Genomic DNA, 21,374 nt, shown 5'->3' with positions numbered 1-21,374 from the left:
CACTGCGCCTCAGAGCGCCACGACCACGGAAGCCGCCCGCTCGGCGACGGTCTCGACGAGGTCGATGCCGACCTCCTGGTCGGGTTGTCCGTCGCTGAGGACGGCCACGAGCAACCGACGGCCGTCCCGCTCCACCAGGCCGAAGCTGTTGACGACCCAGAGTCCCGTCTCGGTCCTAGGCAGCCAGCCGTTCTTCAGCAGCGCCTCGCCCGCCTCGTCGCAGGCAGCCGAGACCCCCCAGTCCTGCCCGTCCACCACGGTGCCCATCAGCTCCCGCGCGTAGGCACGCGAGGACGCGTTCAGCTCGGACGAGTCGGTCAGGACGACCCGCAGCAGGAGCAGACGATCCTCGACGGTGGTCTCGGTCAGTCCCCACAACCCCTCGGCACCGGCCGTGGTCCGGGTGAGCCCGAACCGCTCGTTCGCCGCCGTCAGCCCCTCGGCGCCGCCGATCACGTCCCACAGCGCGCTCGCCGCCGCGTTGTCGCTGGAGCGGATCATGTCCTGGGCCCACTGTTCCTCCTGCGGCGTCAGAGACCGCCCGTCGTCCTGGGCCCGCAACAACAACGCCGCCAGAATGTCCACCTTGACGATGCTCGCGGTCGCGAACACCACCTCGTCGCCGACAGCGGCGCCCTCACCCGTCTCGACGTCCACGGCCGACACCGCCACACGACCCGGGGCGTCCGAGGTCACCGACGAGAGCGCCTCGGCCAACCGCTCGTCCGGGGTGGGGCCGGAGGGCGTGGGGGTCGCCGAGGCCGGTTGGCTGCGGCCGACCGTCTCCTCCGTGCCCACCCGTGCCTCCTCCGGCCACGCCCGGCGCGTGGCCACGACCGCCGCCGCGACGATGATCAGAACCACGGTGAGGGTCGCGGCCAGGGTACTGCGCGCGTGGGAGCGTGCCGGTGCTCGATGCCGTGCCATGGCCGCGAAACGTAGTCAGCCAGGCTGCGGATCCGCTGTGAACCGCCTTGGTGAAGCTGTGAACCGGGTGGCGCGCGCGATCCGGGCCCGGGCGCGGGCGTGACGTCATGCCGAAGCACGACCGGCGTCGCCGCCGGCGTTCGTCGACGCGGCCTGTCGAGAATCCTCGTCGAGGACCACCGCGACCGGCCGGAAACGGCATGTCGGTACGGCGCCGGTCGAGCAGCCGGCCGTCGCAGTTGCGCCTCTCCTTCCCGGCAGGCCGATCGCCACGTCGCGGCGGGCGATCCATCCCGAGGAGGGGAGTTCTCGCGCCGGCGTTCCAGCCGCGCGCCGCGGGCGACGAGCGGAGGCGCCAGGATGGCGAACACGAGACGCGCGTCCGGTCCGGGGGCCTGGGTCCGGCCATCCGGGCCCGCTGAACGCTGATCAACAGAACGGCTCCGGCAAGCGGCGTACCGCCGATCGCGTGGTCGACAGGGCGGGTGCGGGCGTCGTCGTCCGGACGAGGGCGGGGCGTGACGGCGAAGAGAATCCCCAGGATCGGCGTGTAGAGGAGGTCGGCCGCCTGGAGCACCCGCTCCCACACGCCGGGGCGCTACTCGGCGGCACGGAGGAGTCGTTCACTCCTCCGCGGCCACCGCGGTCTCACGTGCCCACCGGTAGTCCGCCTTGCCGCTGGGCGAGCGTCGGACGACACCGGTGACGACCAAGAGCCGGGGGACCTTGTACCCGGCGAGTCGGGTTCGGCAGTGCCGCTGCGCCTCCGCCAGGGAGAGCGGGGCGGCGCCCTCGCGCAGTTGCACGACCGCCGCCACGCGATGGCCCCACCGGGGGTCGGGGACGCCGACGACCAGTGTGTCGTACACGTCCGGGTGGGCCTTGAGCGTCTGTTCGACCTCCTCCGGGAAGACCTTCTCGCCGCCGGTGTTGATGCACTGGGACCCTCGGCCGAGGACGGTCACCACCCCCTCGTCGTCCACCGTGGCGAGGTCGCCCAGCAGGACCCACCGTTCGCCGTCCCGCTCGAAACAGGTCTCCGCGGTCTTCGCCGGGTCGTTGTAGTAGCCGACCGGCACGTGTCCTCGCTGGGCGATCCGGCCGACGGCGCCCGGCACCACCGGCTGTCGGGTCACCGGGTCCAGGACGTGGGTACGGGCGTTGACCCGGATCCGGAAGTCGGCCCCGGTGCCCTCGATCGCCGTGCCGTTGAAACCCGATTCGGACGACCCGAAGTTGTTCAGCAGCGACACGTGGGGGAGCAGCCTCCCGAACTGCCGCCGCACGGTCTCGGAGAGGATCGCCCCCGAGGACGAGACGCCGAGCAGCGTCGAGGTGTCGACTCCCCGCGACCCGCCCTCCAGTTCGTCCAGGAGGGGACGCAGCATCGCGTCGCCCACCAGGGAGACGCTGGTGACCCGCTCCCTCTCGACCGCCCGCCAGGTCTCCCCGGCCGAGAAGCGGGGTCGTAGCACGACCCGCTGCCCGAGGTGGAAGGCGACGAAGACGGTCAGCGTCGACGTCCCGTGCATCAGCGGCGCGGCCGGGAGGAACGTCAGTCCCGGCGCGCCCGCCGCGACGCGTTCCGCGACCTCCTCGGGCCGCGCCACGGGCGTCCCGGTGGGCGCGCCGCCGCCGAGCCCGGCGAAGAACAGGTCCTCCTGCCGCCACACCACGCCCTTCGGCATCCCGGTGGTGCCGCCGGTGTACACGATGAACGGGTCGTCGCCCGTGCGCGGCGCGAACCCGCGATCGGTGCCGGCCCCCGCCTCGGCCCGCTCGAAGGCGACCGCGGATGGGCCGTCCTCGCCCGACGGGGGCGCCCCGACGCGGATCAGGTGCCGCGGGCGTGACGCTCGCGCCGCCGCGCCCGCCACCCGGCCCGCGAACTCCCCGTCGAAGACGAGGGCGGCGAGATCCGCGTCGCGGTACAGGTGGGCCAGCTCGTCCTCCACATATCGGTAGTTGACGTTGACCGGCACGATCCGGGCCTTGAGGCAGCCCAGCAGGCTCTGCAGGTATTCCACCCCGTTGTGGAGCTGGAGCCCGACGTGTTCCCCCGGGCGTACCCCGCTGTCGAGGAGGTGGTGTCCCAGGCGGTCCGCCGCCCGGTCGAGCTCGGCATAGGTGAGTCGCCGCTCGGTGCCCGTGCCCGGTCGGTCGGCGTACACCAGGGCCTCGCGGTCCGGCACGACGTCGGCGACCGACTCGAACAGGTCGGCAAGGTTGTACTCCACCGTTCCTCCCTCCTCGGCCGATCCCGGTCGGGGCCATCTGAGCAAACGGCGGCGCAAGAGGGAAGAGTCGACCACCAGAAATCTGACTACCTGTCAGCAAACTCTTGAACCCCGACCGGGACTCCTGCACCCTGTTGTCGTTCGGGCCGGCGCACGACGGACGGGAGACGCCGATGGGCGGGACGCGACACCTCACCGTGCGGAGAGAGGGGGCCACTTTGGTCCTGACACTCGACCGACCGGAGGCGAAGAACGCCCTGTCCGTGCCCATGCTGATCGGTCTCCACGACGGATGGCTGGCGGCGGACGCGGACGACGGCGTCCGGTCCGTCGTGTTGACCGGAGCCGGGGGCGACTTCTGCTCCGGGATGGACCTCAAGGCGCTCGCCGGCGGGGTTCCGGCCGAGGATCACCACCGCGAACGCCTCACCGCCGACCCGGACCTGTACTGGAAGGCCCTTCTGCGCCACCACCGCCCGCGCAAACCGGTCGTCGCCGCCGTCGAGGGCGTCTGCGTCGCCGGCGGTACCGAGATCCTCCAGGGCACCGACATCCGGGTCGCGGGGGAGTCCTCGGTCCTCGGTCTGTACGAGGTCCGGCGCGGACTGTTCCCGTTGGGCGGTTCGACCGTCAGGCTGCCACGCCAGATCCCTCGGACCCACGCCCTGGAGATGCTGCTGACCGGACGCCCCTACTCGGCTCGGGAGGCCGCCGCCATCGGTCTGATCGGGCACGTCGTGCCGGACGGCACCGCGCTCGACCGGGCCATGGAGATCGCCGAGCGGATCAACTCCTGTGGGCCGCTCGCCGTCGAGGCGGTCAAGGCGTCCGTCTACGAGGCCGCCGAGCTCACCGAGTCCGCCGCCCTCGCGATGGAGTTGGCTCGGGGCCGCACGGTCCTGGCCTCGGCGGACGCCCGTGAGGGAGCCCTCGCGTTCGCGGAGAAACGCCCGCCCGTCTACCGGCGCGCCTGACCCGCCAGGAGGGTTCCGCATGCCCGAGATCCTCAAGGCCCCGCTCACCGTGGAGTTCCCCTTCACCCGCTCCCTCGGCCCCGTCCAGAGCGCCTTCCTGACGGGCCTGCGCGACCGCGTCCTGCTCGGCGCCCGCGCGGCGAACGGACGGGTCCTGGTGCCGCCCGCCGAGTACGACCCCGAATCCGCCGAAGAGATCCGCGACCTGGTCGAGGTCGCACCCACCGGCACCGTCACCACCTGGGCGTGGAACCCCGATCCCCGCCGGGGCCAGCCCCTCGCCACACCCTTCGCCTGGGTGCTCGTCCGCCTCGACGGCGCCGACACCGGGCTGCTGCACGCCCTGGACGCGCCCGGACCGGAGGCCGTCCGCACCGGCCTGCGCGTCCGCGTCCGTTGGGCCGTAGAACGCCGCGGAGCCATCACCGACATCGCCTGTTTCGTACCGCACGACGGGCCGCCCGCGCCGACCACGGGACACAGCGGGGTGTTCGCCGATCCCGTGACCGGCATCCTCGCGCCCGCCCGGCTCGACTACACCTACACTCCCGGCCGGGCACTGGGCGCCCACCTAGCCGCCCTCGCCGAGCGGCGGGTCGTCGGGGAACGCTGTCCCTCCTGCCGCAAGGTGTACGTCCCGCCCCGCGGGGCCTGCCCCACCTGCGGCATCGCCACCGCCGAACAGGTCGACGTGGGTCCGCGTGGCACGGTCACCACCTTCTGCGTCGTCAACATCAAGGCCACGCACACGGCGAACTCCGACATCGAGGTGCCCTACGTCTACGCGCACATCGCGCTGGACGGCGCCGATCTCCCTCTGCACGGCAGGGTCGGCGGCGTCCCCCACGACCGGGTGCGCATGGGCATGCGCGTCGAGCCGGTGTGGACCCCGGGCAGCCTCCACCCCGACCACTACCGGCCCACCGGCGAACCCGACGCCGACCACGACCCCCACCGGGACCGCCGGTGACCGGGGCCCGGCGCCCCGCCCGGGACGTCGCCGTCGTCGCCTTCGCGCAGACCCCGCACCGACGCGCCACCGAGGAGGTCTCCGAGGTCGAGATGCTCATGCCCGTGCTGCACGCCGTGCTGGCGCGCACCGGACTGCGCACCGCGGACATCGGGTTCACCTGCTCCGGTTCCAGCGACTATCTCGCCGGCAGACCCTTCTCCTTCACCCTCGCCCTCGACGGAGTCGGCGCCTGGCCGCCCATCGCCGAGTCCCATGTGGAGACCGACGGCGCCTGGGCGTTCCACGAGGCGTGGATCAAGCTGATCACCGGAGCCGCCGACACCGCGCTCGTGTACGCCTGGGGCAAGTCCTCCGCCGGATCGCCTCGCGACATCCTGACCCGCCAACTCGACCCGTACTACCTCGCTCCGCTCTGGCCGGACTCCGTCTCCCTGGCGGCCCTCCAGGCACGGGCCCTGATCGACGCCGGCGTGGTCGACGAGCGGGGGCTCGCCGCCGTCGCGACCCGCAACCGTGCCGCCGCCGTCGCCAACCCTCACGCCCAGCTCTCCGGCGACGTGCCCCGGGGCGACTATGTCGTCCGCCCACTGCGCACCGGTGACTGTCCGCCCGTCGGCGACGGAGCCGCCGCGTTGATCCTGGCCGCCGGCGACCGGGCGCGCGAGCTGTGCGAACGGCCGGCCTGGATCCGTGGGGTGGACCACCGTGTCGAGGCCCACGCCCTCGGGCTCCGCGACCTCACCGACTCCCCGTCCACCCGACTAGCGGCGGAACGCGCCGGCGCCTTCGACCGCCCCGTGGACACGGCGGAGCTGCATGCCCCCTTCTCCCACCAGGAGATCGTGCTGAGACGAGCCCTCCGGCTGGGCGACGACGTCCTCCTGAACCCCTCGGGGGGCGCCCTCGCCGCCCATCCTCTGATGGCGGCCGGGCTGATCAGGATCGGCGAGGCCGCCACGCGGGTCCACCGCGGCCGGTCCGACCGCGCCCTCGCCCACGCCACGTCCGGCCCCTGCCTTCAGCAGAACCTGGTCGCCGTCGTCGAGGGGGACCTCCGATGAGCAAGGAGCCCGTCGCCGTGGTCGGCATCGGTCAGACCCGGCACGCCGCGGCCCGCCAGGACGTGTCGATCGCCGGGCTCGTCCGCGAGGCCGCCGGGCGTGCCCTGGCCGACGCAGAGCTGACCTGGGCCGACGTCGAGGCGGTCGTCATCGGGAAGGCGCCGGACTTCTTCGAGGGCGTGATGATGCCCGAGCTGTACCTCGCCGAGGCCCTCGGCGCGGTGGGCAAACCCGTGACCCGGGTCCACACGGCCGGGTCGGTCGGCGGTTCCACCGCTCTCGTCGCCGCCGATCTCGTGGCGGCGCGGGCGCACCGCACCGTCCTCGCGGTCGCCTTCGAAAAGCAGTCGGAGTCCAACGCCATGTGGGGACTGTCCCTGCCCGTTCCCTTCCAACAACCCCTGCTGGCGGGAGCCGGCGGGTTCTTCGCCCCCCACGTGCGCGCCTACATCCGCCGCAGCGGGGCCCCGCCGACCGTGGGCACCCTGGTCGCCCACAAGGACAGGGTCAACGCCCTCCGCAACCCCTTCGCCCACATCCGCGAGCCCGGGCTCACTCTGGAGCGGGTGCGGGCCTCGCCCATGCTGTGGGACCCGATCCGCTACTCGGAGACCTGCCCCTCCTCCGACGGCGCCTGCGCGTTGCTCCTGACCGACCGCCTCGGCGCGCGTCGGTCGCCTCGGCGCCCCGCGTGGTTGCTCGGCGGCGCGATGCGCAGCGAGCCCACCCTCTTCGCCGGCAAGGACTTCGTCTCGCCGAGGGCCGGACGCGATTGCGCGGCGGACGTGTACCGGCAGGCGGGGATCACGGACCCACGGCGCGAGATCGACGCCGTCGAGATGTACGTCCCCTTCTCCTGGTACGAGCCGATGTGGTTGGAGAACCTCGGCTTCGCCGATCCGGGGGACGGCTGGCGACTCGTCGAGTCGGGGGCCACCGCCCTGGAGGGGGAACTGCCGGTCGACATGTCCGGCGGGGTGCTCTCCAGCAACCCCATCGGCGCCTCCGGCCTGATCCGGTTCGCCGAGGCCGCCCTCCAGGTGAGGGGGCTGGCCGGGGCGCACCAGGTCGACGGGGCCAGGAGGGTCCTGGGGCACGCCTACGGCGGCGGGTCCCAGTTCTTCGCCGTCTGGCTGGTCGGCGACAGGCCCCCGACGAGCTGACGCACGATCCGCCGACGCCTCGGAGCGCGCTCGCCCGCGTCCCCGGCCGGCCGCGAGGGCCGGCGTGCGCGCTCGCCCGAGTCGCCCCTGCCGTGTAGTGCGGGTGCGGCGGGAGGACCTCGCCTGAACCGGGCGTTGTCGGCGCCGGATTCCCGGACACGCGATCCCCGCGCCCCCCTCGTGACGCTGTCTGGGCGACGCTGGTGCCGTGAGGGAACGGTCCCTTCCGAAAGCGAGGAACTCATGAGCACCCTGCCGGTCATCGCCGCGGTGGACGGTTCGGACGACAGTCTGCGCGCCCTCGACTGGGCCCGCGATGCGGCCCGTCGGCGCACGGCCCCGCTGCGCGTCGTCCACGTGCGCCAGTACCCCGGCGGGGGACGTCCCGAGATCCTCGCCGTCGCCCCGCCCGAGACCTACGCGGACCCGGTGCTGGAGGAGGCGCGCGACCGGTCGGCCCGATCGTCGCGGGGCCTTGCCGTCGAGTACGTCGGCATGGACGGTCCCGCCTCGACCGTGCTGCCCGCGCTGGGGGCGGGGGCCGGCCTCCTGGTGCTCGGGTCCCGAGGGCGCGGGGGTTTCGCCAGTCTGCTGCTGGGGTCCACCTCGCTGGCCGCGGCGCGGGCCGCCGATTGCCCGGTCGTCGTCGTCCCCCGCCCCTCCGAGGAGGAGCCCGAGGAGTCTTCCCCGGGCGCCGGGCCGAGGGTGGTCGTCGGCCTGCCGACGGACGGCCCGGACGACGCCGTCCTCGACTTCGCCTTCGCCGAGGCCGACATGCTGGGCGCGGCACTGCACGTCGTCAGTGCCTATCCCGCACCGGTGCAGCCCTGGGTGGCGCCGGGACAGATGATCCCGCCCATGATCGACGAGACCGTCGCCGAGGACGAGACGCGAGCCCTGGTCGACGGCTTTCTGAGTTCCCACCGCGCGGGCCGTCCCGACGTCCGTGTCGAGGTTCACGCCGCCCCCGGGGGCGCGGCCGGGCACCTGGTCGCCGCGTCGCGAGGGGCGGCCCTGGTCGTCGTGGGGCGGCACCGCCGTCGGTTCCTCGCACCCGCTCGCATGATGGGTTCGGTCACCCAGGCCGTCGTGCTGCACGCGGCCTGCCCCGCCGCCGTGGTCCCGCTCGCGCCGGCGGAGGAGTGACAGCCCTGGGACGAGGCTCACTCGTTCGGGGAGGCGCACTCGGCGTCTTGGGGGCGCATGCGCCCCGCAGGGCTGCCGGTGAGTGCGCCGCCCGCACGCCGGCGTGCCGCTTCGCCCACGTACCATGGCGGCATGTCGTTCCTCCGCCGCCGCAGTGCCACCCCCGCCGGGCCCGACTTCGATGTCCTGGCCATGGACCCGGGGGACTGGCCCGGAAACCTGGGTGCCGGGTTGCTCCCCGCCCCCGACGGCAGCTGCCAGGGCGTCTTCCTGCGCTACGACCTCTTCGGCGGGCGCGGCCCCGCGATGATCATCGGAAACCTGCCGGAGGGCTCTCCCGCCCGGGACCTGTCCGAGGGGGAACCTCCGTTCGAGGTGTTCCAGCTTCTGTCGGCGCTGGAGAACGACGAGGAGATCACGGTCGTGGACACCGAGGACGTTCCCGTGATGCAGGGGGACAACCTCCTGGTCGTCCGCAAGATCAAACTCTCCGAGGGGCGGATCTCCTGCGTGCAGTTCGACCGAAGCGACGGCGTGCTGGTGACCATCGCCGCCTGGGACCGCCCCATCACCGACGACCTGTACACCCTGTTGAAGCCGCTCCCCGCGGACTTGTTCCAGCAGGTGTGAGGGACGAAACGCCCCCGGCGTGAGCGGTCCGGCCAGGCGCGGCCGGGAGGAAGGCCCCGCGTCGCACGGGCGGGGAGACCCGGACCGATCGGTGTCCCTTCTCGCCGGCTCCCTGCCAGTGGATGCGATCGCTTGGCCGCTCGCGACGTCAGCGGGTGCCGACCGCCGCCCGTACCGCGCTACGGGCCGTCTGGCAGTCGTCGTGCAACCGACGCAGCAGCAACCTCTGTTCCTCTCCGGAGGGCAACGCCCCGGGCGGCGCCGAAGCCACCGACTCCCGCGAGGCTCGCTGCACCGCCATCTCGTACGTCCGGATCTCCCTGGTCAGCACCAGCATCAGGTTCACCAGGAACCCGTCTCGGGCTGCGGGACCGGACGCCTGTGCGATCTGGCTGATCTGACGGCGCGCCAAGGGCGCGTCCCCGAGCACCGACCAGAGCGTGGCCAGGTCGTAGCCGGGGAGGTACCAACCGGCGTGTTCCCAGTCCAACAGCACCGGGCCCGCGGGGGAGAGCAGGATGTTGGACAGCAAGGCGTCGCCGTGGCAGAACTGCCCCATGCCGTGGCGACCACCCGCCCGCGCGATGCCGCGCAGCAGCTTCTGGAGATCGCCGAGGTCCCGATCGGTGAGCAGGCCCCGTTCGTGGTCGCGGGAGATCCGCTCCGCGTAGTCGAGGGGCGCCCCGAAGGTCCCCGCCGGGGGGCGCCAGGCGTTCAGCCGGCAGATCGCGCCGAGCGCCGTCCGGATGTCCGGGCGTGGCGGTGCCTCCGCCGGATGCCGGTGGAGGGCCGCCACCCGGCCGGGCATGCGTTCCACGACGAGTGCGCAGTCCTCCGGATCCGCCGCGATCAGCCTCGGTACGCGCACCGGGGGCCGGTGCCGGACGAACGAACGGTAGGCCGCTATCTCGTGGCGGATCCGGTCGGCCCAGGCGGGCGAGTGGTCCGATAAGCACTTGGCGACGGCCGTGCCGCGCCCGGTGGTGCCGACCAGCAGGACGGACCGCCCACTGCGCCGCAACACCTGCACCGGCGTGAACTCGGGGCAGACACGCTGCACCGAGGCGACCGCGGCGCGTACCTGGGCGCCCTGCGGCCCCGACAGGTCGATCCTGCCGCCGAGCGAGGGGTCGCCGGGGACGGCTCCGTTGTTCCGAGGGCGCCCCGTCCCGATCACCGGGGCGGCCGGACGGGCCGGGGCGAGATAGGGACCGCTGCCCGCCGGACGGGCGTGCGACGACCGGGACGGGGCGGACACGGGGGACGAGGTTGCGTACATGGGCGGGGCGGATCCCTTCGTGTGCCTGCGGTGGTGACGTGCGGCGCGCGCCCCGGACCCTGTCCCCGCCGACGCATCCTGGGGAATGCTCCGCGGCGACCGGGTCGGGGTGGCGCGTTCCTACCCGACACCCCTCCCGCCGTGGCACACCATCTGGCGAACCCTGGCGAACCCTGGCGAATAGTCCCCGGCCCCCCACGGCCGGGCTACTGTCAACCCAGCCGAGAACCTGGGGGCTTGACGTGAGCAGACGACCAAACACCCGCCTGGCGGACCTGTTCGGCCTGGCCGGCTGGTCCAAGGGCGAGCTCGCGAGGATGGTCAACCGGCAGGCGGCGGCCATCGGCCACCCCCAGCTGGCGACCGACACCTCACGGGTACGGCGGTGGATCGACATGGGAGAGATCCCGCGAGATCCGGTGCCGAGGGTGCTGGCGGCCCTGTTCACCGAGCGTCTCGGCCGTGTCGTGACCATCGAGGATCTCGGTCTGGTCAGGCACGGGCGCCCGGGAAACCGGCGGGGAGCCGGCAACGAGCATCCCGACGGAGTGCCTTGGGCGCCCGAGCGGACCGCCGCGGTCCTCACCGAATTCACGGGAATGGACCTCATGCTCAACCGACGCGGCTTGGTGGGCGCGGGCGCCGCGCTCGCCGCGGGCTCAGCACTCAGCAACGCCATGCACGACTGGCTCCACGCCGATCCGACTCGGGCCGTCGACACCACACACCCTCACCGATCCGCGCAGGCGGCCGACCACGTCGGGTTCGACCGCTACGAGGCCGCGCCAGTCGGGGCGCAGGAGATCGAGGAACTGGAACACTCCGTCGAGGTGTTCCGCGCCTGGGACGCGGCCCGCGGTGGCGGACTCCAACGCAAGGCGGTGGTGGGCCAGCTGAACGAGGTGGGCGGCATGCTCGCCTACCACCACCCCGGCCATCTCCAGCGCCGTCTCTGGGGTGTCGCGGCCAACCTCGCCGTCCTGGCGGGTTGGATGTCCCACGACGTCGGCCTGGAACCCACGGCCCAGAAGTACTTCCTGATCGCCGCCCACGCCGCCCGCGAGGGAGGGGACCGACCGCGCGCCGGGGAGGCTCTCTCCCGCGCGGCCCGCCAGATGGTGCACCTCGGACGCCCCGACGACGCCCTGCACCTGATGAAGCTCGCCGTGTCCGGATCGGGAGTGCTGCTGCCGCGCACCGAGGCGATGTTCCACACCATCGAGGCCTGGGCCCAGGCCTCGATGGGCAAGGGCCAGGCCATGCGGCGCACCCTGGGCCGGGCCGAGGACCTGTTCGTCTCGGACCGGGGCGAGGGCGAGCCGCCGGACTGGATGCAGACCTTCAAGGACGAGGATCTGTACGGCATGCAGGCGCTCGCCTACCGCACCCTGGCCGAGCACGACCCGGCAGCCGCCACGCAGGCCAGGCACTACGCGGAGAAGGCCCTGGCGCTGCGGGTCGACGGACGCGAGCGGTCGAAGATCTTCGACCACCTCTCCATGGCCTCGGCCTGCTTCATCGCCGACGACCCCGAACAGGCCGACCGCTACGCCCGCTTGGCCCTGATGTCGATGGGCTCCAACTCCTCCCACCGAACCTGGGACCGGCTTCGCCAGATGTACCGACTCACCGCCGAGTACGCCGACTACCCGAGGATTCGGGAACTGCGTGACGAGATCAGGCTCGCCCTTCCCGAGGACAGGGGGCCGACGGGCACCGCCACCGCGTGACCCGACCGCGCGCCGGCGGTCCCCGTCCGCGGCCGGTGGAGGGGCGCCGGGTCGTGTGCGCGGGGCGGAGGCCGTGCGCCGGCCGCACGGCCCGGTACCCGTGTCCGGGACTCAGTACCGCAGCACGCCGGCGATGCCGTGGTTCTCGCCGAGCGTGCCGTCGGGGACGAAGCGGATGTCGGCACCCGTGTCGAAACACCGCTCCACGATCTCGTCCACGATGTCCTCACGGACACCGGGGTCGTCCGCCTCGGCGGGCTCCAGGTGGTCGCCGGCGTCGACCACCGTGGCCCGGTAGTTCTCCTCCACCGCCAGCAGTCGGACCCGGCCCGATCGCGCGCTCTGCCAGAGTTCGTCGACGCCGGCCGCGAAGTCCCTCCGCCCACGCGCGGACTCCAACTCCCTCGCCACGGCGTCGGCGGACCGCGATTCCTCGGCGGCGATCAGCGGGCGGACCGCCTGCCACACCGCCTCCGCCGGCCCCTGGGCCAGCCCACCGTGCGGTATGTGGACCGCGCCCCGGGCCGAGACGCCCGCCCCGTCGAGCTGCGCGAGCGCCGCTCGCGGGCCCGTGACGTACAGCGGACGCGGATGGCGTCGGAGCACCCCGCCGAGCGCGGCGTCCGCCTCCCGGAGGAACCGGCGGGTCCCCTCCTCCCGGAAGGTGCTGGGCGCGTCGCCGATGCGTTCCCGCCGCTCGGGGTCGAAGTCCTCCCGGGGCCGGGTCGCCGGGAAGCCCGCCACGCGTGCCTCGACGACCCGGTCCGGCGTGCCGCTCCAGAGGCTGACCCGGGCCGCGGAGACGGCCAACACCCAGTAGGGCCGGTCCGCGGTGTGCGCGGCCACCAGGTTGCGCGTCAGGAAGGTGTCCGACACCACCACGCGCTCGGGCACGGTGCGTGACAGAGCCCACACATGGTGCTCCCCGGGGGCGGCGAAGAGCGCCAGGCCGTCCTCCGCGAGAGCGGGGTCGACCTCGGCCAGCGCCCGGTCGAGCCGGCGCGTCACGTCTACGCGCCGCTCCCGGTCGACCGCGGGGTCGGTCGCTATCCGTCTCTTGGCCTCGGAGACCGCGTGACGCAGTCGGAGTCGGTCCTGGGTGGCGTCGCGTCCGCGCCGGTGGGTCGGCGTCAGCACGGTCACCGCCGGGTAGGGGCGGGGGCGCCGCAGGTCGGTGAGGGCCGCGGGAGTGAAGTCGTGCTCCATGTCAGCACGATAGGTCCGATGGGTCCGTCAGGCATGTGGAGTAGCGCGCGGTCGCGTCCGTGGCGCGGACGACGGGCCCCCGGGCCGGTGTGCCCGGCCCGGGGAGGGACGGACGCCGCTCACGCGCCGTCGCCGGACCCGTCCTCCGCCGCCTCTGGCGTTCCGCAGGAGCTTCCGTCGGGCGGCAGCGAGCCGTAGAGCAGGAAGTCGTCGACCTTCCTGTGCACGCACTCGGAGGAGAAGTAGCCGGTGTGACCCTCGCCCCGGTTGTCCAGCACCACCGCGGACGGACCCAGGCGTCGGGCCGTCTGCACGGTCCACCGGTAGGGTGTCGCCGGATCGCCTCGGGTGCCCACCAACAACATCGGCGGGGTGTCCAGATCCTTGACCTCTTCCCGGATGTAGTCGGTCCCCCGAGGGCGGCCGTGGCACATCAGCACCTGGGCCAGGCGGTACGGGCCGAAGACGGGCGACGCTTTCCGGTATCGGTCGCGGAGTCCGTCCAGGGAGCGCGCGACCCGCTCGGCACTCGGCCGGTCGGGGTCGTCCGCGCAATTGATCGCCATCAGGGCGGCGGGCAGGTTGTCGCGGGGGATCTCCTCGGGCTCGGTCAGCTCGCCGTCGTTCCCCGGGTCGACGCGACCGGGCAGGGCGACACCGCCGGGGACGAAGCCCTCCAGCGCGCTCGGGTCGCCGCGCTCGATCAAGTGGGCCAGGGCCCGCGAGAGCAGGGGCCACAGCTCCCGGCCGTACAGTGCCTGTCCCAGGGCGCCGACCAGGTCCTGCCCGGTGAACCGTCCGCCGAAGGTGGTCGTCAGGGGGTCCTCGTCCAGGGCTTCGACAAGGCGGACCACCTGCCGACGCGCCTCCCGGGCGTCCCGACCGAACGCGCAGCCGACCTCCCGCACACACCAGGTGAGGAAGTGCTCCAGGGCGCGTTGTTGCCCTCGGGCTCCGGTCAGCCCCTGTTCGGCGAGTGACTCCGTGAGCGTGTCCACCCCGTCCAATACCATCCGGCCCACACGGTCGGGGAACCGCTTGGCGTATACCGCGCCGAGTCGGGTCCCGTAGGAGAAGCCGAGGTAGTCGAGTTTGTCGTGGCCGAGGGCGGCACGGATGACGTCGAGGTCTCGCGCGGCGTTCACCGTGCCGACGTGCGGCAGCACGGGCCCGGAGTGCCGCTCGCACTCGGCGGTGGCGCTCCGAAGCCGCCGCATCGTGTCCTCCGGATCGTCCAGCTCGGCGTCCCCGGCGGTCGCCTCCAGAATCCGCGCGGACGCGGGCCCGCAGCTCACCGGCGACGACCGTCCCACGCCTCGGGGATCGAAACTCACCACGTCGTAGCCCTTGGTGAGGTGCATGAAGGCGTCCGACGAGACGGCGAGCGCGCTGACACCCGAGCCGCCGGGCCCGCCGAAGTTCAGCAGCAGCGACCCGCGCGACGGTCCGGTCGCCCGCTGTCGGGCCAGGGCGAGCTTCAGGGACCCGGCACCGGGTCGGGCGTAGTCCAGGGGCACGGTGACCGTGCCGCACCGCATGTCGTCCGGCATGTCCGGGCTGCGGCACTCGACCCAGTCGATCCCCTGCGCGTAGAAGCGGGAGAGGTCCGGTGGCGGATCGGAGGTCTTCCCATGAGCCGCGACGAGCGAGGGAGGCCCGGTCGCGAGGAGGAGCGAAAGGAGCGCGACGGTCACGGGGAGAGGGCTGAGAGTGGACCGAAACGGCGGCTTGAGTCGCATCGACGCCTCCAGTGCGCCGCCCCGTCCCGGACGGGAGATCGGCGCCCCGCCACCATAAGGGCCACCCGGGATGCCTGCCTCCGGGAGCTTCACGGACCCCCGGCGGCGCGGTGCCAGGGAAGGGCGGGAGACGAGTGACCGGGCGAGCGTGCCGTGCCCTGTGGGCGGCCGGCCGCTCGCCCGGTCGTTTCCCGGAGCCGCTACCGGTGTCCGTCCGCGGTGCGCCGGGCCTCGGTCCGGTGACGAAGCGAAGGACCGGTAGGCGGGCATCCACCCCCTCGGGGGGAGAGGATGTCAAGTCTCCCGGGTGCTTCTCGCCGCCGTCGCGGCGCAGACCAGGCCGAACAGTACGGCCAAGGCTCCGATCACGACGTTGTTCCACACGACCCCGGCGTCCGGACTCGTGCCGACGATCCAGGGCGAGATGATCATCCACACACCGATCGCGCTCATGGCCCAGCTCAGGCCGTACATGCGCTCCGGTGCCCTGGTGAAGCCCAGGGCCATCAACCCGATCGCGATACCGATGATCAGGTTGTGGGTGACCAGCGCGGGTTGACTGGCCGTGTAGTGGAGGATCCAGGGGGACACGGCGCAGTACAGGCCGAGCAGGAACACCGGCCCGTCCACGAACGCCACGTCGCGCCCGCGAACCATGCGGGCGTAGCGCGCCCGCATCTCGCGGGCGTCGGGATGGTTGGAGAGATCTCCCTTGGAGTGCGAGACGTTGGCCATGAGTCGTCTCCTTCGGAAAGGCAGGGCCCACCGCCCTGAGGACGCGTGCGACGAAGGCCGCACATGACCAGTATGCGCTTATTCGCCCCTTATTTCGAAGTGGGCTCAAGCTGAGGTTCAGGGTGAGGGTTCACCCATCGCCCCCGTGCGTCCGGACAGGCGGGGGTGTCGACGCGCGGCGCGGCCGATCCTTGCGCGGCCTCGCCGGGGGAGTCGCGCGGGGTCGCCGCCCCGTGGGCCGGGGGCGGGTGAACGCCGAGGCGGGAGGCATGGACGGGGCGGGACTGGCATCGCGCAAGTTTTACGTATAACCTCTCCGGTCAACCACCCGTCCCGGAAGGTATCGATGTCCCATATCGCCCTGATCACCCTCGTCGTGGACGACTACGACGCGGCCATCCGCTTCTACACGGAGGCCCTCGGCTTCAGGCTGGCCGAGGACACCCCCCGACCGGACGGGTCCCGCTGGGTCGTCGTGCGACCCGAGGGTCGGGCGAACGGCACCTCGCTGCTGCTCGCCCGCGCCGGCGACGAGCGACAGCGTGCCCGGATCGGCGACCAGACGGGCGGGCGCGTGGGCTTCTTCCTGCACACCGAGGACTTCGCCCGCGACCACGCCCGGATGACCGACGCCGGTGTGACCTTCCTGGAGGCGCCCCGCCACGAGGCCTACGGCGTCGTCGCCGTCTTCCAGGACCCGTACGGAAACCGCTGGGATCTCCTCCAGCCCGCCCGTTGACCCTCCGCCACCCGACCCACACGAGGAACGCCCCGCTGATGACGACCGACGCCCGCATCGACACCGAGACTCTGCGCCGCCTGCCCAAGGCCGTGCTCCACGACCACCTCGACGGCGGCCTGCGCCCCGCCACCGTGGTGGAACTGGCCTCGGCCGTCGGCCACACTCTGCCGACCTCCGACGCCGACGAACTCGCCGCCTGGTTCTACGAGGCAGCCAACTCCGGAGACCTCGTCCGCTACATAGCGACCTTCGAGCACACTCTCGCCGTGATGCAGACCCGTGAGGGCCTGCTGCGGACCGCGGAGGAGTACGTCCTGGACCTCGCCGCCGACGGCGTCGTCTACGGAGAGGTCCGCTATGCCCCCGAACTGATGCTCAAGGGCGGGCTGACCCTGGCCGAGGTCGTCGAGACGGTCCAGGAGGGACTGGCCTCGGGCATGGCGAAGGCGGCGGCGGCGGGCACGCCCGTGCGGGTCGGCACCCTGCTGTGCGGCATGCGGATGTTCGACCGCGTCCGCGAGGCGGCCGATCTGGCGGTGGCGTTCCGTGACGCGGGCGTTGTCGGCTTCGACATCGCGGGCGCCGAGGACGGCTATCCCCCCGCCGACCACCTCGCCGCGTTCGAGCACCTGCGCCGGGCGAACGTGCCCTTCACCATCCACGCCGGGGAGGCCCACGGCCTGCCCAGCATCCATCAGGCGCTCCAGGTGTGCGGGGCCCAACGCATCGGCCACGGCGTGCGGATCACGGACGACATTCCCGACCTGACCGCCGGCAAGCTCGGCCGGCTGGCCGGCTGGGTCCGCGACCGCCGGATCGCCCTGGAGATGTGCCCCACGTCGAACCTTCAGACCGGCGCCGCGACCTCCGTGGCGGAGCACCCGATCACCGCTCTGAAGGATCTCGGCTTCCGGGTCACCCTCAACACGGACAACCGACTGGTCTCCGGCACCACGATGACCCGCGAGATGTCGCTCCTGGTCGACGAGGCGGGCTGGACCGCGGAGGACCTCCGGACGGTCACCGTCAACGCGCTCAAGAGCGCCTTCGCCCCCTTCGACGAGCGCAACGCACTCATCCGCGACGTCGTCCTGCCGGGATACGCCACCGTGCTCTGAGCCCGCCCCGCCGGCGCCCCTCCCGTCCGAGAGCACGGAGGGGGCGCCGCGCCTCGCTCCGGCGGGCGAGGTCCGTCCGCGATCCGATTCGATCACCGGTGGACCCACGCCCGCCGGACGAGGCACACTGGGCCGTCGCCGGCCGGTCCTGCCGACCGTTCCGCGCGGTGCGACCGCCTCCGCGTCGCCGCCGATCACCGTCCAGCTCGTGACTCCCAGGGAGCAGCGTTGTACTCCGCCCACCCCGACCGACACACGAGACTGCCCTACCGGCGTGCCGGGCACAGCGGTCTGCGACTCCCCGCGCTCTCCCTCGGTCTGTGGCACAACTTCGGCCCGGACCGCCCCGCCGAGACCCAGCGGGCCATCCTGCGCCGGGCCTTCGACCTGGGTGTCACCCACTTCGATCTCGCCAACAACTACGGCCCGCCGCCCGGGGCGGCCGAGTCCGTTCTGGGCGACGCGCTACGGACGGACTTCGCCGCGTACCGCGACGAACTGGTGATCTCCACCAAGGCGGGCCATCCGATGTGGCCGGGCCCGTACGGCGACGGCGGGTCGCGGAAGTACCTGCTGGCCTCTCTCGACCAGAGCCTGCGCCGTCTGGGCCTGGAGTACGTCGACGTCTTCTACTCCCACCGACCCGACCCGGAGACTCCGCTGGAGGAGACGATGGGCGCGCTGCACTCGGCGGTCCGTAGTGGCAAGGCGCTGTACGTGGGGATCTCCAACTACTCCGCGGCGCGGACCCGCGAGGCCGCCCGGATCCTCGCGGACCTGGGCACCCCCCTCCTGGTCCACCAGCCGCGCTACTCGATGCTGGACCGGCGCCCCGAGCGGGAGGGCCTGCTCGACGCCCTCGACGAACTCCGGATCGGCTCCGTGGCCTACTCGCCGCTGGAGCAGGGGCTGCTCACCGACCGCTACCTGCACGGGGTCTCACCGGGCTCGCGAGCCGCCGGCGACAGTCCCTCCCTCACGCCCGAGGCCCTCACCACCGATCTGGTCCCGCGACTGCGAGAGCTGGACGAGCTCGCCCGGTCGCGCGGACAGTCGCTTGCGCAGTTGGCCCTGGCCTGGGTGCTCCGCGGCGGTCGCGTGACGTCCGCCCTGGTCGGCGCCAGCAGTCCCGACCAGCTTGAGGACAGCGTGAGGGCCGTCCGCCACCTCGACTTCGAGGCCGAGGAACTGGCCCGGATCGACGCCCTCCTCGGGACGTAGACGGAGGGGCGGTCTCGCGCCCCTCCGGCCGGCGCGAGGGCGGCCGTCCGCTCCGCGCTGTCGGGTCCACCTCCGGGTCGTCGGCCAGAGCGCGGGGGCGCACAGGGGTGCGGATCGGTAGAATCTCCCCATGGCTGAGCTACCGGGCGCGCCTTCCGCGCCCGAACTCGTCCTCGAGACCGACACCGGATCCACCGTGCTGAGTCCGAGTCGTGACTACCGCGTCGGGCGTGATCCGAAGGGCGACGTCGTCATCGACGACGACAGGGTCTCCTGGCATCACGCCGTGTTGCGCGCCGAGGGGGACCGTTGGACGGTCCGGGACCAGCACAGCGCCCACGGCACCTACGCCGACGGGCGCCGGATCGACGTGGGGGACGTGGGCCCCGGAAGCGTTCTGCGCCTGGGCAGCCCCGCCGACGGGCCGCGGATCGCCTTGGCCGATCCCCCCGATCAGCCACCTCTCGCCGCCGTGTCCAGGCCCGCGCTCACCTCGACCTACCGGCGCCCCGCCCATGTGCGACCATTGCCCAGCCGTACCGTGCGCATCGGTCGCACCGCCGACAACGACCTCGTCGTCGACGATCTGACCGTCTCGCGACACCACGCGGAACTCCGGGCGCTCGACGACGGCACGTTCGAGATCCTCGACCTCGACAGTCACAACGGCACCTATCTCAACGGACTCCGCGTCGCCGCGGGGCTGGTCGGGCCCGGTGACATCGTCGGCATCGGGCACTCGGACTTCAGCCTGGTCGGGGAGGTGCTCAGGGAGTACGTCGACACCGGCGACATCTCCCTGGACGTGCAGGACCTCACGGTCGCCGTCGACGGCGGCGTCACCACACTGATCGACGGCGTCTCCTTCCCCGTGGGCGTCGACTGCCTGCTCGCCGTCGTCGGGCCCAGCGGGGCCGGGAAGTCGACCCTGCTGAACGCCCTCACCGGTCAACGACCGGCCGACCGGGGCACCGTGTTGTACGACGGTCGGGACCTCTACCACGACTACCCGGAACTGCGTCAGCGCATCGGGCTGGTACCGCAGGACGACATCCTGCACACGCAGTTGACCGTCCGCGGCGCCCTCTCCTACGCGGCGGAACTCCGCTTCCCCCAGGACACGGCGAAGGCCGAGAGACTGGCGCGGGTCGATGAGGTGATGCGCGAACTGGGGCTGGACCAACGTGCCGAGCAACCCGTGCACAGCCTGTCCGGAGGGCAGCGCAAGCGGGTCAGCGTCGCCCTGGAACTGCTGACCAAACCGTCCCTCCTCTTCCTCGACGAGCCCACCTCCGGCCTCGACCCCGGCATGGACCGCTCGGTGATGCACATGCTGCGGAGCCTGGCGGACGACGGACACACCGTCATCGTCGTCACCCACAGCGTGCTCAACCTGGACGTCTGCGACCGGTTGCTGGTCCTCGCACCCGGAGGCCGGGTGGCCTACTACGGCCCTCCGGACCGGGCCCTGCCGTTCCTCGGTTTCGCGCACTGGCCGGAGGCCTTCGAGGCGTTCGAGACCGACCGGGAACGCGACTGGGCGGGCACGTTCGCGAAGTCGGCGCTGCACCGTCGCTACGTCGCCGACGAGGACGGACAGCCGCACCGCCCGCGCGCCGGCCCGGTCGAGATCGACCCACCGCCCAGGCCGCACAGCAGGTTGTGCCAGGTACGCACTCTGGTGCGCCGCTACACCTCCGTGCTCGCGGCGGACCGCACCTTCCTCGCGGTGATGATCGCGCTGCCCTTCGTGATGGGCGCGATGGGTCGCGCGCTCGCCGGCGAGCGGCTCACCCAGCAGACCGCCATCAACGCGCTGCTGATCCTCTGCGTCGGCGCCGTGCTCACCGGCGCGGCCAACGCGGTCCGGGAACTGGTGAAGGAGCGGGTGATCTACCAGCGAGAGCGGGCGGTGGGCCTGTCCAGATCGGCGTACCTGATGTCGAAGATCATCGTCCTGGGCGGCATCACCGTCGTCCAGGCGGTCGTCCTCACCCTGGTCGCCCTTCTCGGCGTCGATCTCAGCGCGCCGGACGGTCGGGGGGTCCTGCTGCCGCCCCTTCTGGAGATCACCATCGCGGTCGCCCTGTTGGCCTTCAGCGCGATGACGCTCGGCCTCCTCGTCTCCGCCCTGGTGCGCAAGGAGGAGGTGACCATGCCGCTGCTGGTCCTGCTGGCCATCGTCCAGGTGGTCTTCTGCGGTGCCCTGCTCAAACTCGACGGAGTGCCCGGCCTGGAGCAACTGTCCTGGCTGGTGCCCGCCCGGTGGGCGTTGGGGGCGATGGCCGGCACCATCGGACTGGGCAGCATCTCCCCGGGGGAGCGGACCGCCGACCCGCTGTTCGAGCACGCCGCCGGCACCTGGCTGCTCGACGTCGGCATGCTCGTCGCGCTGTCCGCGGTCTTCGCCTTCGTCGTGTCCCGGCTGCTCCGCCGGCACGAGCCCGAGGTGATGCGGCGGTGACCTCGGCGGCCGGCGGCGCCTCGGCTCCC

The 21,374-nt window shown here is 72.6% G+C and carries 17 protein-coding genes; 11 read left to right on the top strand and 6 right to left on the bottom strand.

The window, feature by feature from the left end:
• Positions 1-9: 9 nt before the first annotated feature.
• Positions 10-927, bottom strand: coding sequence for a serine hydrolase (locus tag JEK78_RS01250; protein WP_200262239.1), 918 nt, complete (start codon positions 925-927; stop codon positions 10-12).
• A gap of 623 nt (positions 928-1,550) precedes the next feature.
• Positions 1,551-3,164 carry an acyl-CoA synthetase gene (locus JEK78_RS01245; RefSeq protein ID WP_200262238.1) on the bottom strand — a complete coding sequence of 538 codons (1,614 nt, stop codon included), beginning with the start codon at positions 3,162-3,164 and terminating at the stop codon, positions 1,551-1,553.
• Between the two features lie 173 nt (positions 3,165-3,337).
• Here JEK78_RS01245 and JEK78_RS01240 point away from each other — a divergent pair, with 173 nt between their 5' ends.
• The 6 genes from JEK78_RS01240 (at position 3,338) to JEK78_RS01215 (ending at position 9,111) form a co-directional block, all read left to right on the top strand.
• Positions 3,338-4,138 (top strand): crotonase/enoyl-CoA hydratase family protein, encoded by an 801-nt coding sequence (locus JEK78_RS01240; protein ID WP_200262237.1) that lies wholly within the window; start codon positions 3,338-3,340, stop codon positions 4,136-4,138.
• 19 nt (positions 4,139-4,157) lie between these two features.
• Positions 4,158-5,108, top strand: a complete 951-nt coding sequence (locus JEK78_RS01235; RefSeq protein WP_200262236.1) for an OB-fold domain-containing protein — start codon at positions 4,158-4,160, stop codon at positions 5,106-5,108.
• Positions 5,105-6,172 (top strand): thiolase domain-containing protein, encoded by a 1,068-nt coding sequence (locus JEK78_RS01230; protein ID WP_200262235.1) that lies wholly within the window; start codon positions 5,105-5,107, stop codon positions 6,170-6,172. Before JEK78_RS01235 ends, JEK78_RS01230 begins: the two co-directional genes overlap by 4 nt.
• Positions 6,169-7,335: a thiolase domain-containing protein gene (locus JEK78_RS01225; protein ID WP_200262234.1), complete on the top strand. Its 1,167-nt coding sequence runs from the start codon at positions 6,169-6,171 to the stop codon at positions 7,333-7,335. The genes JEK78_RS01230 and JEK78_RS01225 overlap by 4 nt, the downstream gene beginning before the upstream one ends.
• 243 nt (positions 7,336-7,578) lie before the next feature.
• Complete coding sequence (locus tag JEK78_RS01220) at positions 7,579-8,481, top strand: universal stress protein (protein ID WP_200262233.1); 903 nt, start codon at positions 7,579-7,581, stop codon at positions 8,479-8,481.
• Positions 8,482-8,613: 132 nt separating this feature from the next.
• Positions 8,614-9,111, top strand: coding sequence for a hypothetical protein (locus tag JEK78_RS01215; protein ID WP_200262232.1), 498 nt, complete (start codon positions 8,614-8,616; stop codon positions 9,109-9,111).
• 148 nt (positions 9,112-9,259) lie between these two features.
• Here JEK78_RS01215 and JEK78_RS01210 read toward each other — a convergent pair whose 3' ends face one another.
• Complete coding sequence (locus JEK78_RS01210) at positions 9,260-10,390, bottom strand: aminoglycoside phosphotransferase family protein (protein WP_200262231.1); 1,131 nt, start codon at positions 10,388-10,390, stop codon at positions 9,260-9,262.
• 242 nt (positions 10,391-10,632) lie between these two features.
• Here JEK78_RS01210 and JEK78_RS01205 point away from each other — a divergent pair, with 242 nt between their 5' ends.
• Entirely contained in the window at positions 10,633-12,120 is a 1,488-nt protein-coding gene (locus JEK78_RS01205; RefSeq protein ID WP_200262230.1) for a hypothetical protein, read from the top strand.
• A 111-nt stretch (positions 12,121-12,231) separates the two neighbouring features.
• On the opposite strand, the gene JEK78_RS01200 is transcribed toward JEK78_RS01205, so the two are convergent.
• From JEK78_RS01200 to JEK78_RS01190, 3 genes are all read right to left on the bottom strand, one after another.
• Positions 12,232-13,326: a chemotaxis protein gene (locus JEK78_RS01200; RefSeq protein ID WP_200262229.1), complete on the bottom strand. Its 1,095-nt coding sequence runs from the start codon at positions 13,324-13,326 to the stop codon at positions 12,232-12,234.
• Positions 13,327-13,445: 119 nt separating this feature from the next.
• Positions 13,446-15,065 (bottom strand): alpha/beta hydrolase, encoded by a 1,620-nt coding sequence (locus tag JEK78_RS01195; protein WP_200262228.1) that lies wholly within the window; start codon positions 15,063-15,065, stop codon positions 13,446-13,448.
• Between the two features lie 294 nt (positions 15,066-15,359).
• Positions 15,360-15,800, bottom strand: a complete 441-nt coding sequence (locus tag JEK78_RS01190) for an SPW repeat protein (protein WP_200262227.1) — start codon at positions 15,798-15,800, stop codon at positions 15,360-15,362.
• 346 nt (positions 15,801-16,146) lie between these two features.
• On the opposite strand from JEK78_RS01190, the gene JEK78_RS01185 reads away from it, so the two are divergent.
• From JEK78_RS01185 to JEK78_RS01170, 4 genes are all read left to right on the top strand, one after another.
• Positions 16,147-16,539, top strand: a complete 393-nt coding sequence (locus tag JEK78_RS01185; RefSeq protein ID WP_200262226.1) for a VOC family protein — start codon at positions 16,147-16,149, stop codon at positions 16,537-16,539.
• A 38-nt stretch (positions 16,540-16,577) separates the two neighbouring features.
• Positions 16,578-17,660, top strand: a complete 1,083-nt coding sequence (locus tag JEK78_RS01180; RefSeq protein WP_200262225.1) for an adenosine deaminase — start codon at positions 16,578-16,580, stop codon at positions 17,658-17,660.
• Between the two features lie 228 nt (positions 17,661-17,888).
• Positions 17,889-18,881 carry an L-glyceraldehyde 3-phosphate reductase gene (gene mgrA, locus JEK78_RS01175; RefSeq protein ID WP_200262224.1) on the top strand — a complete coding sequence of 331 codons (993 nt, stop codon included), beginning with the start codon at positions 17,889-17,891 and terminating at the stop codon, positions 18,879-18,881.
• Between the two features lie 130 nt (positions 18,882-19,011).
• A complete protein-coding gene (locus JEK78_RS01170) occupies positions 19,012-21,345 on the top strand; it encodes an ATP-binding cassette domain-containing protein (protein WP_200262223.1) in 2,334 nt (777 codons plus the stop codon).
• Positions 21,346-21,374: the final 29 nt, after the last annotated feature.

Source organism: Streptomyces sp. HSG2 (assembly GCF_016598575.1).
Classification (GTDB): Bacteria; Actinomycetota; Actinomycetes; order Streptomycetales; family Streptomycetaceae; genus Streptomyces.
This window is presented reverse-complemented; position numbering and strand designations above follow the sequence as displayed.

Coding starts and splice junctions, on each gene's coding strand:
- JEK78_RS01250 (WP_200262239.1), bottom strand. CDS start 927: ATGGCACGGCATCGAGCACCGGCACGCTCCCACGCGCGCAGTACCCTG.
- JEK78_RS01240 (WP_200262237.1), top strand. CDS start 3,338: ATGGGCGGGACGCGACACCTCACCGTGCGGAGAGAGGGGGCCACTTTG.
- JEK78_RS01210 (WP_200262231.1), bottom strand. CDS start 10,390: ATGTACGCAACCTCGTCCCCCGTGTCCGCCCCGTCCCGGTCGTCGCAC.
- JEK78_RS01235 (WP_200262236.1), top strand. CDS start 4,158: ATGCCCGAGATCCTCAAGGCCCCGCTCACCGTGGAGTTCCCCTTCACC.
- JEK78_RS01190 (WP_200262227.1), bottom strand. CDS start 15,800: ATGGCCAACGTCTCGCACTCCAAGGGAGATCTCTCCAACCATCCCGAC.
- JEK78_RS01170 (WP_200262223.1), top strand. CDS start 19,012: ATGGCTGAGCTACCGGGCGCGCCTTCCGCGCCCGAACTCGTCCTCGAG.
- JEK78_RS01215 (WP_200262232.1), top strand. CDS start 8,614: ATGTCGTTCCTCCGCCGCCGCAGTGCCACCCCCGCCGGGCCCGACTTC.
- JEK78_RS01195 (WP_200262228.1), bottom strand. CDS start 15,065: ATGCGACTCAAGCCGCCGTTTCGGTCCACTCTCAGCCCTCTCCCCGTG.
- JEK78_RS01200 (WP_200262229.1), bottom strand. CDS start 13,326: ATGGAGCACGACTTCACTCCCGCGGCCCTCACCGACCTGCGGCGCCCC.
- JEK78_RS01185 (WP_200262226.1), top strand. CDS start 16,147: ATGTCCCATATCGCCCTGATCACCCTCGTCGTGGACGACTACGACGCG.
- JEK78_RS01220 (WP_200262233.1), top strand. CDS start 7,579: ATGAGCACCCTGCCGGTCATCGCCGCGGTGGACGGTTCGGACGACAGT.
- JEK78_RS01225 (WP_200262234.1), top strand. CDS start 6,169: ATGAGCAAGGAGCCCGTCGCCGTGGTCGGCATCGGTCAGACCCGGCAC.
- JEK78_RS01180 (WP_200262225.1), top strand. CDS start 16,578: ATGACGACCGACGCCCGCATCGACACCGAGACTCTGCGCCGCCTGCCC.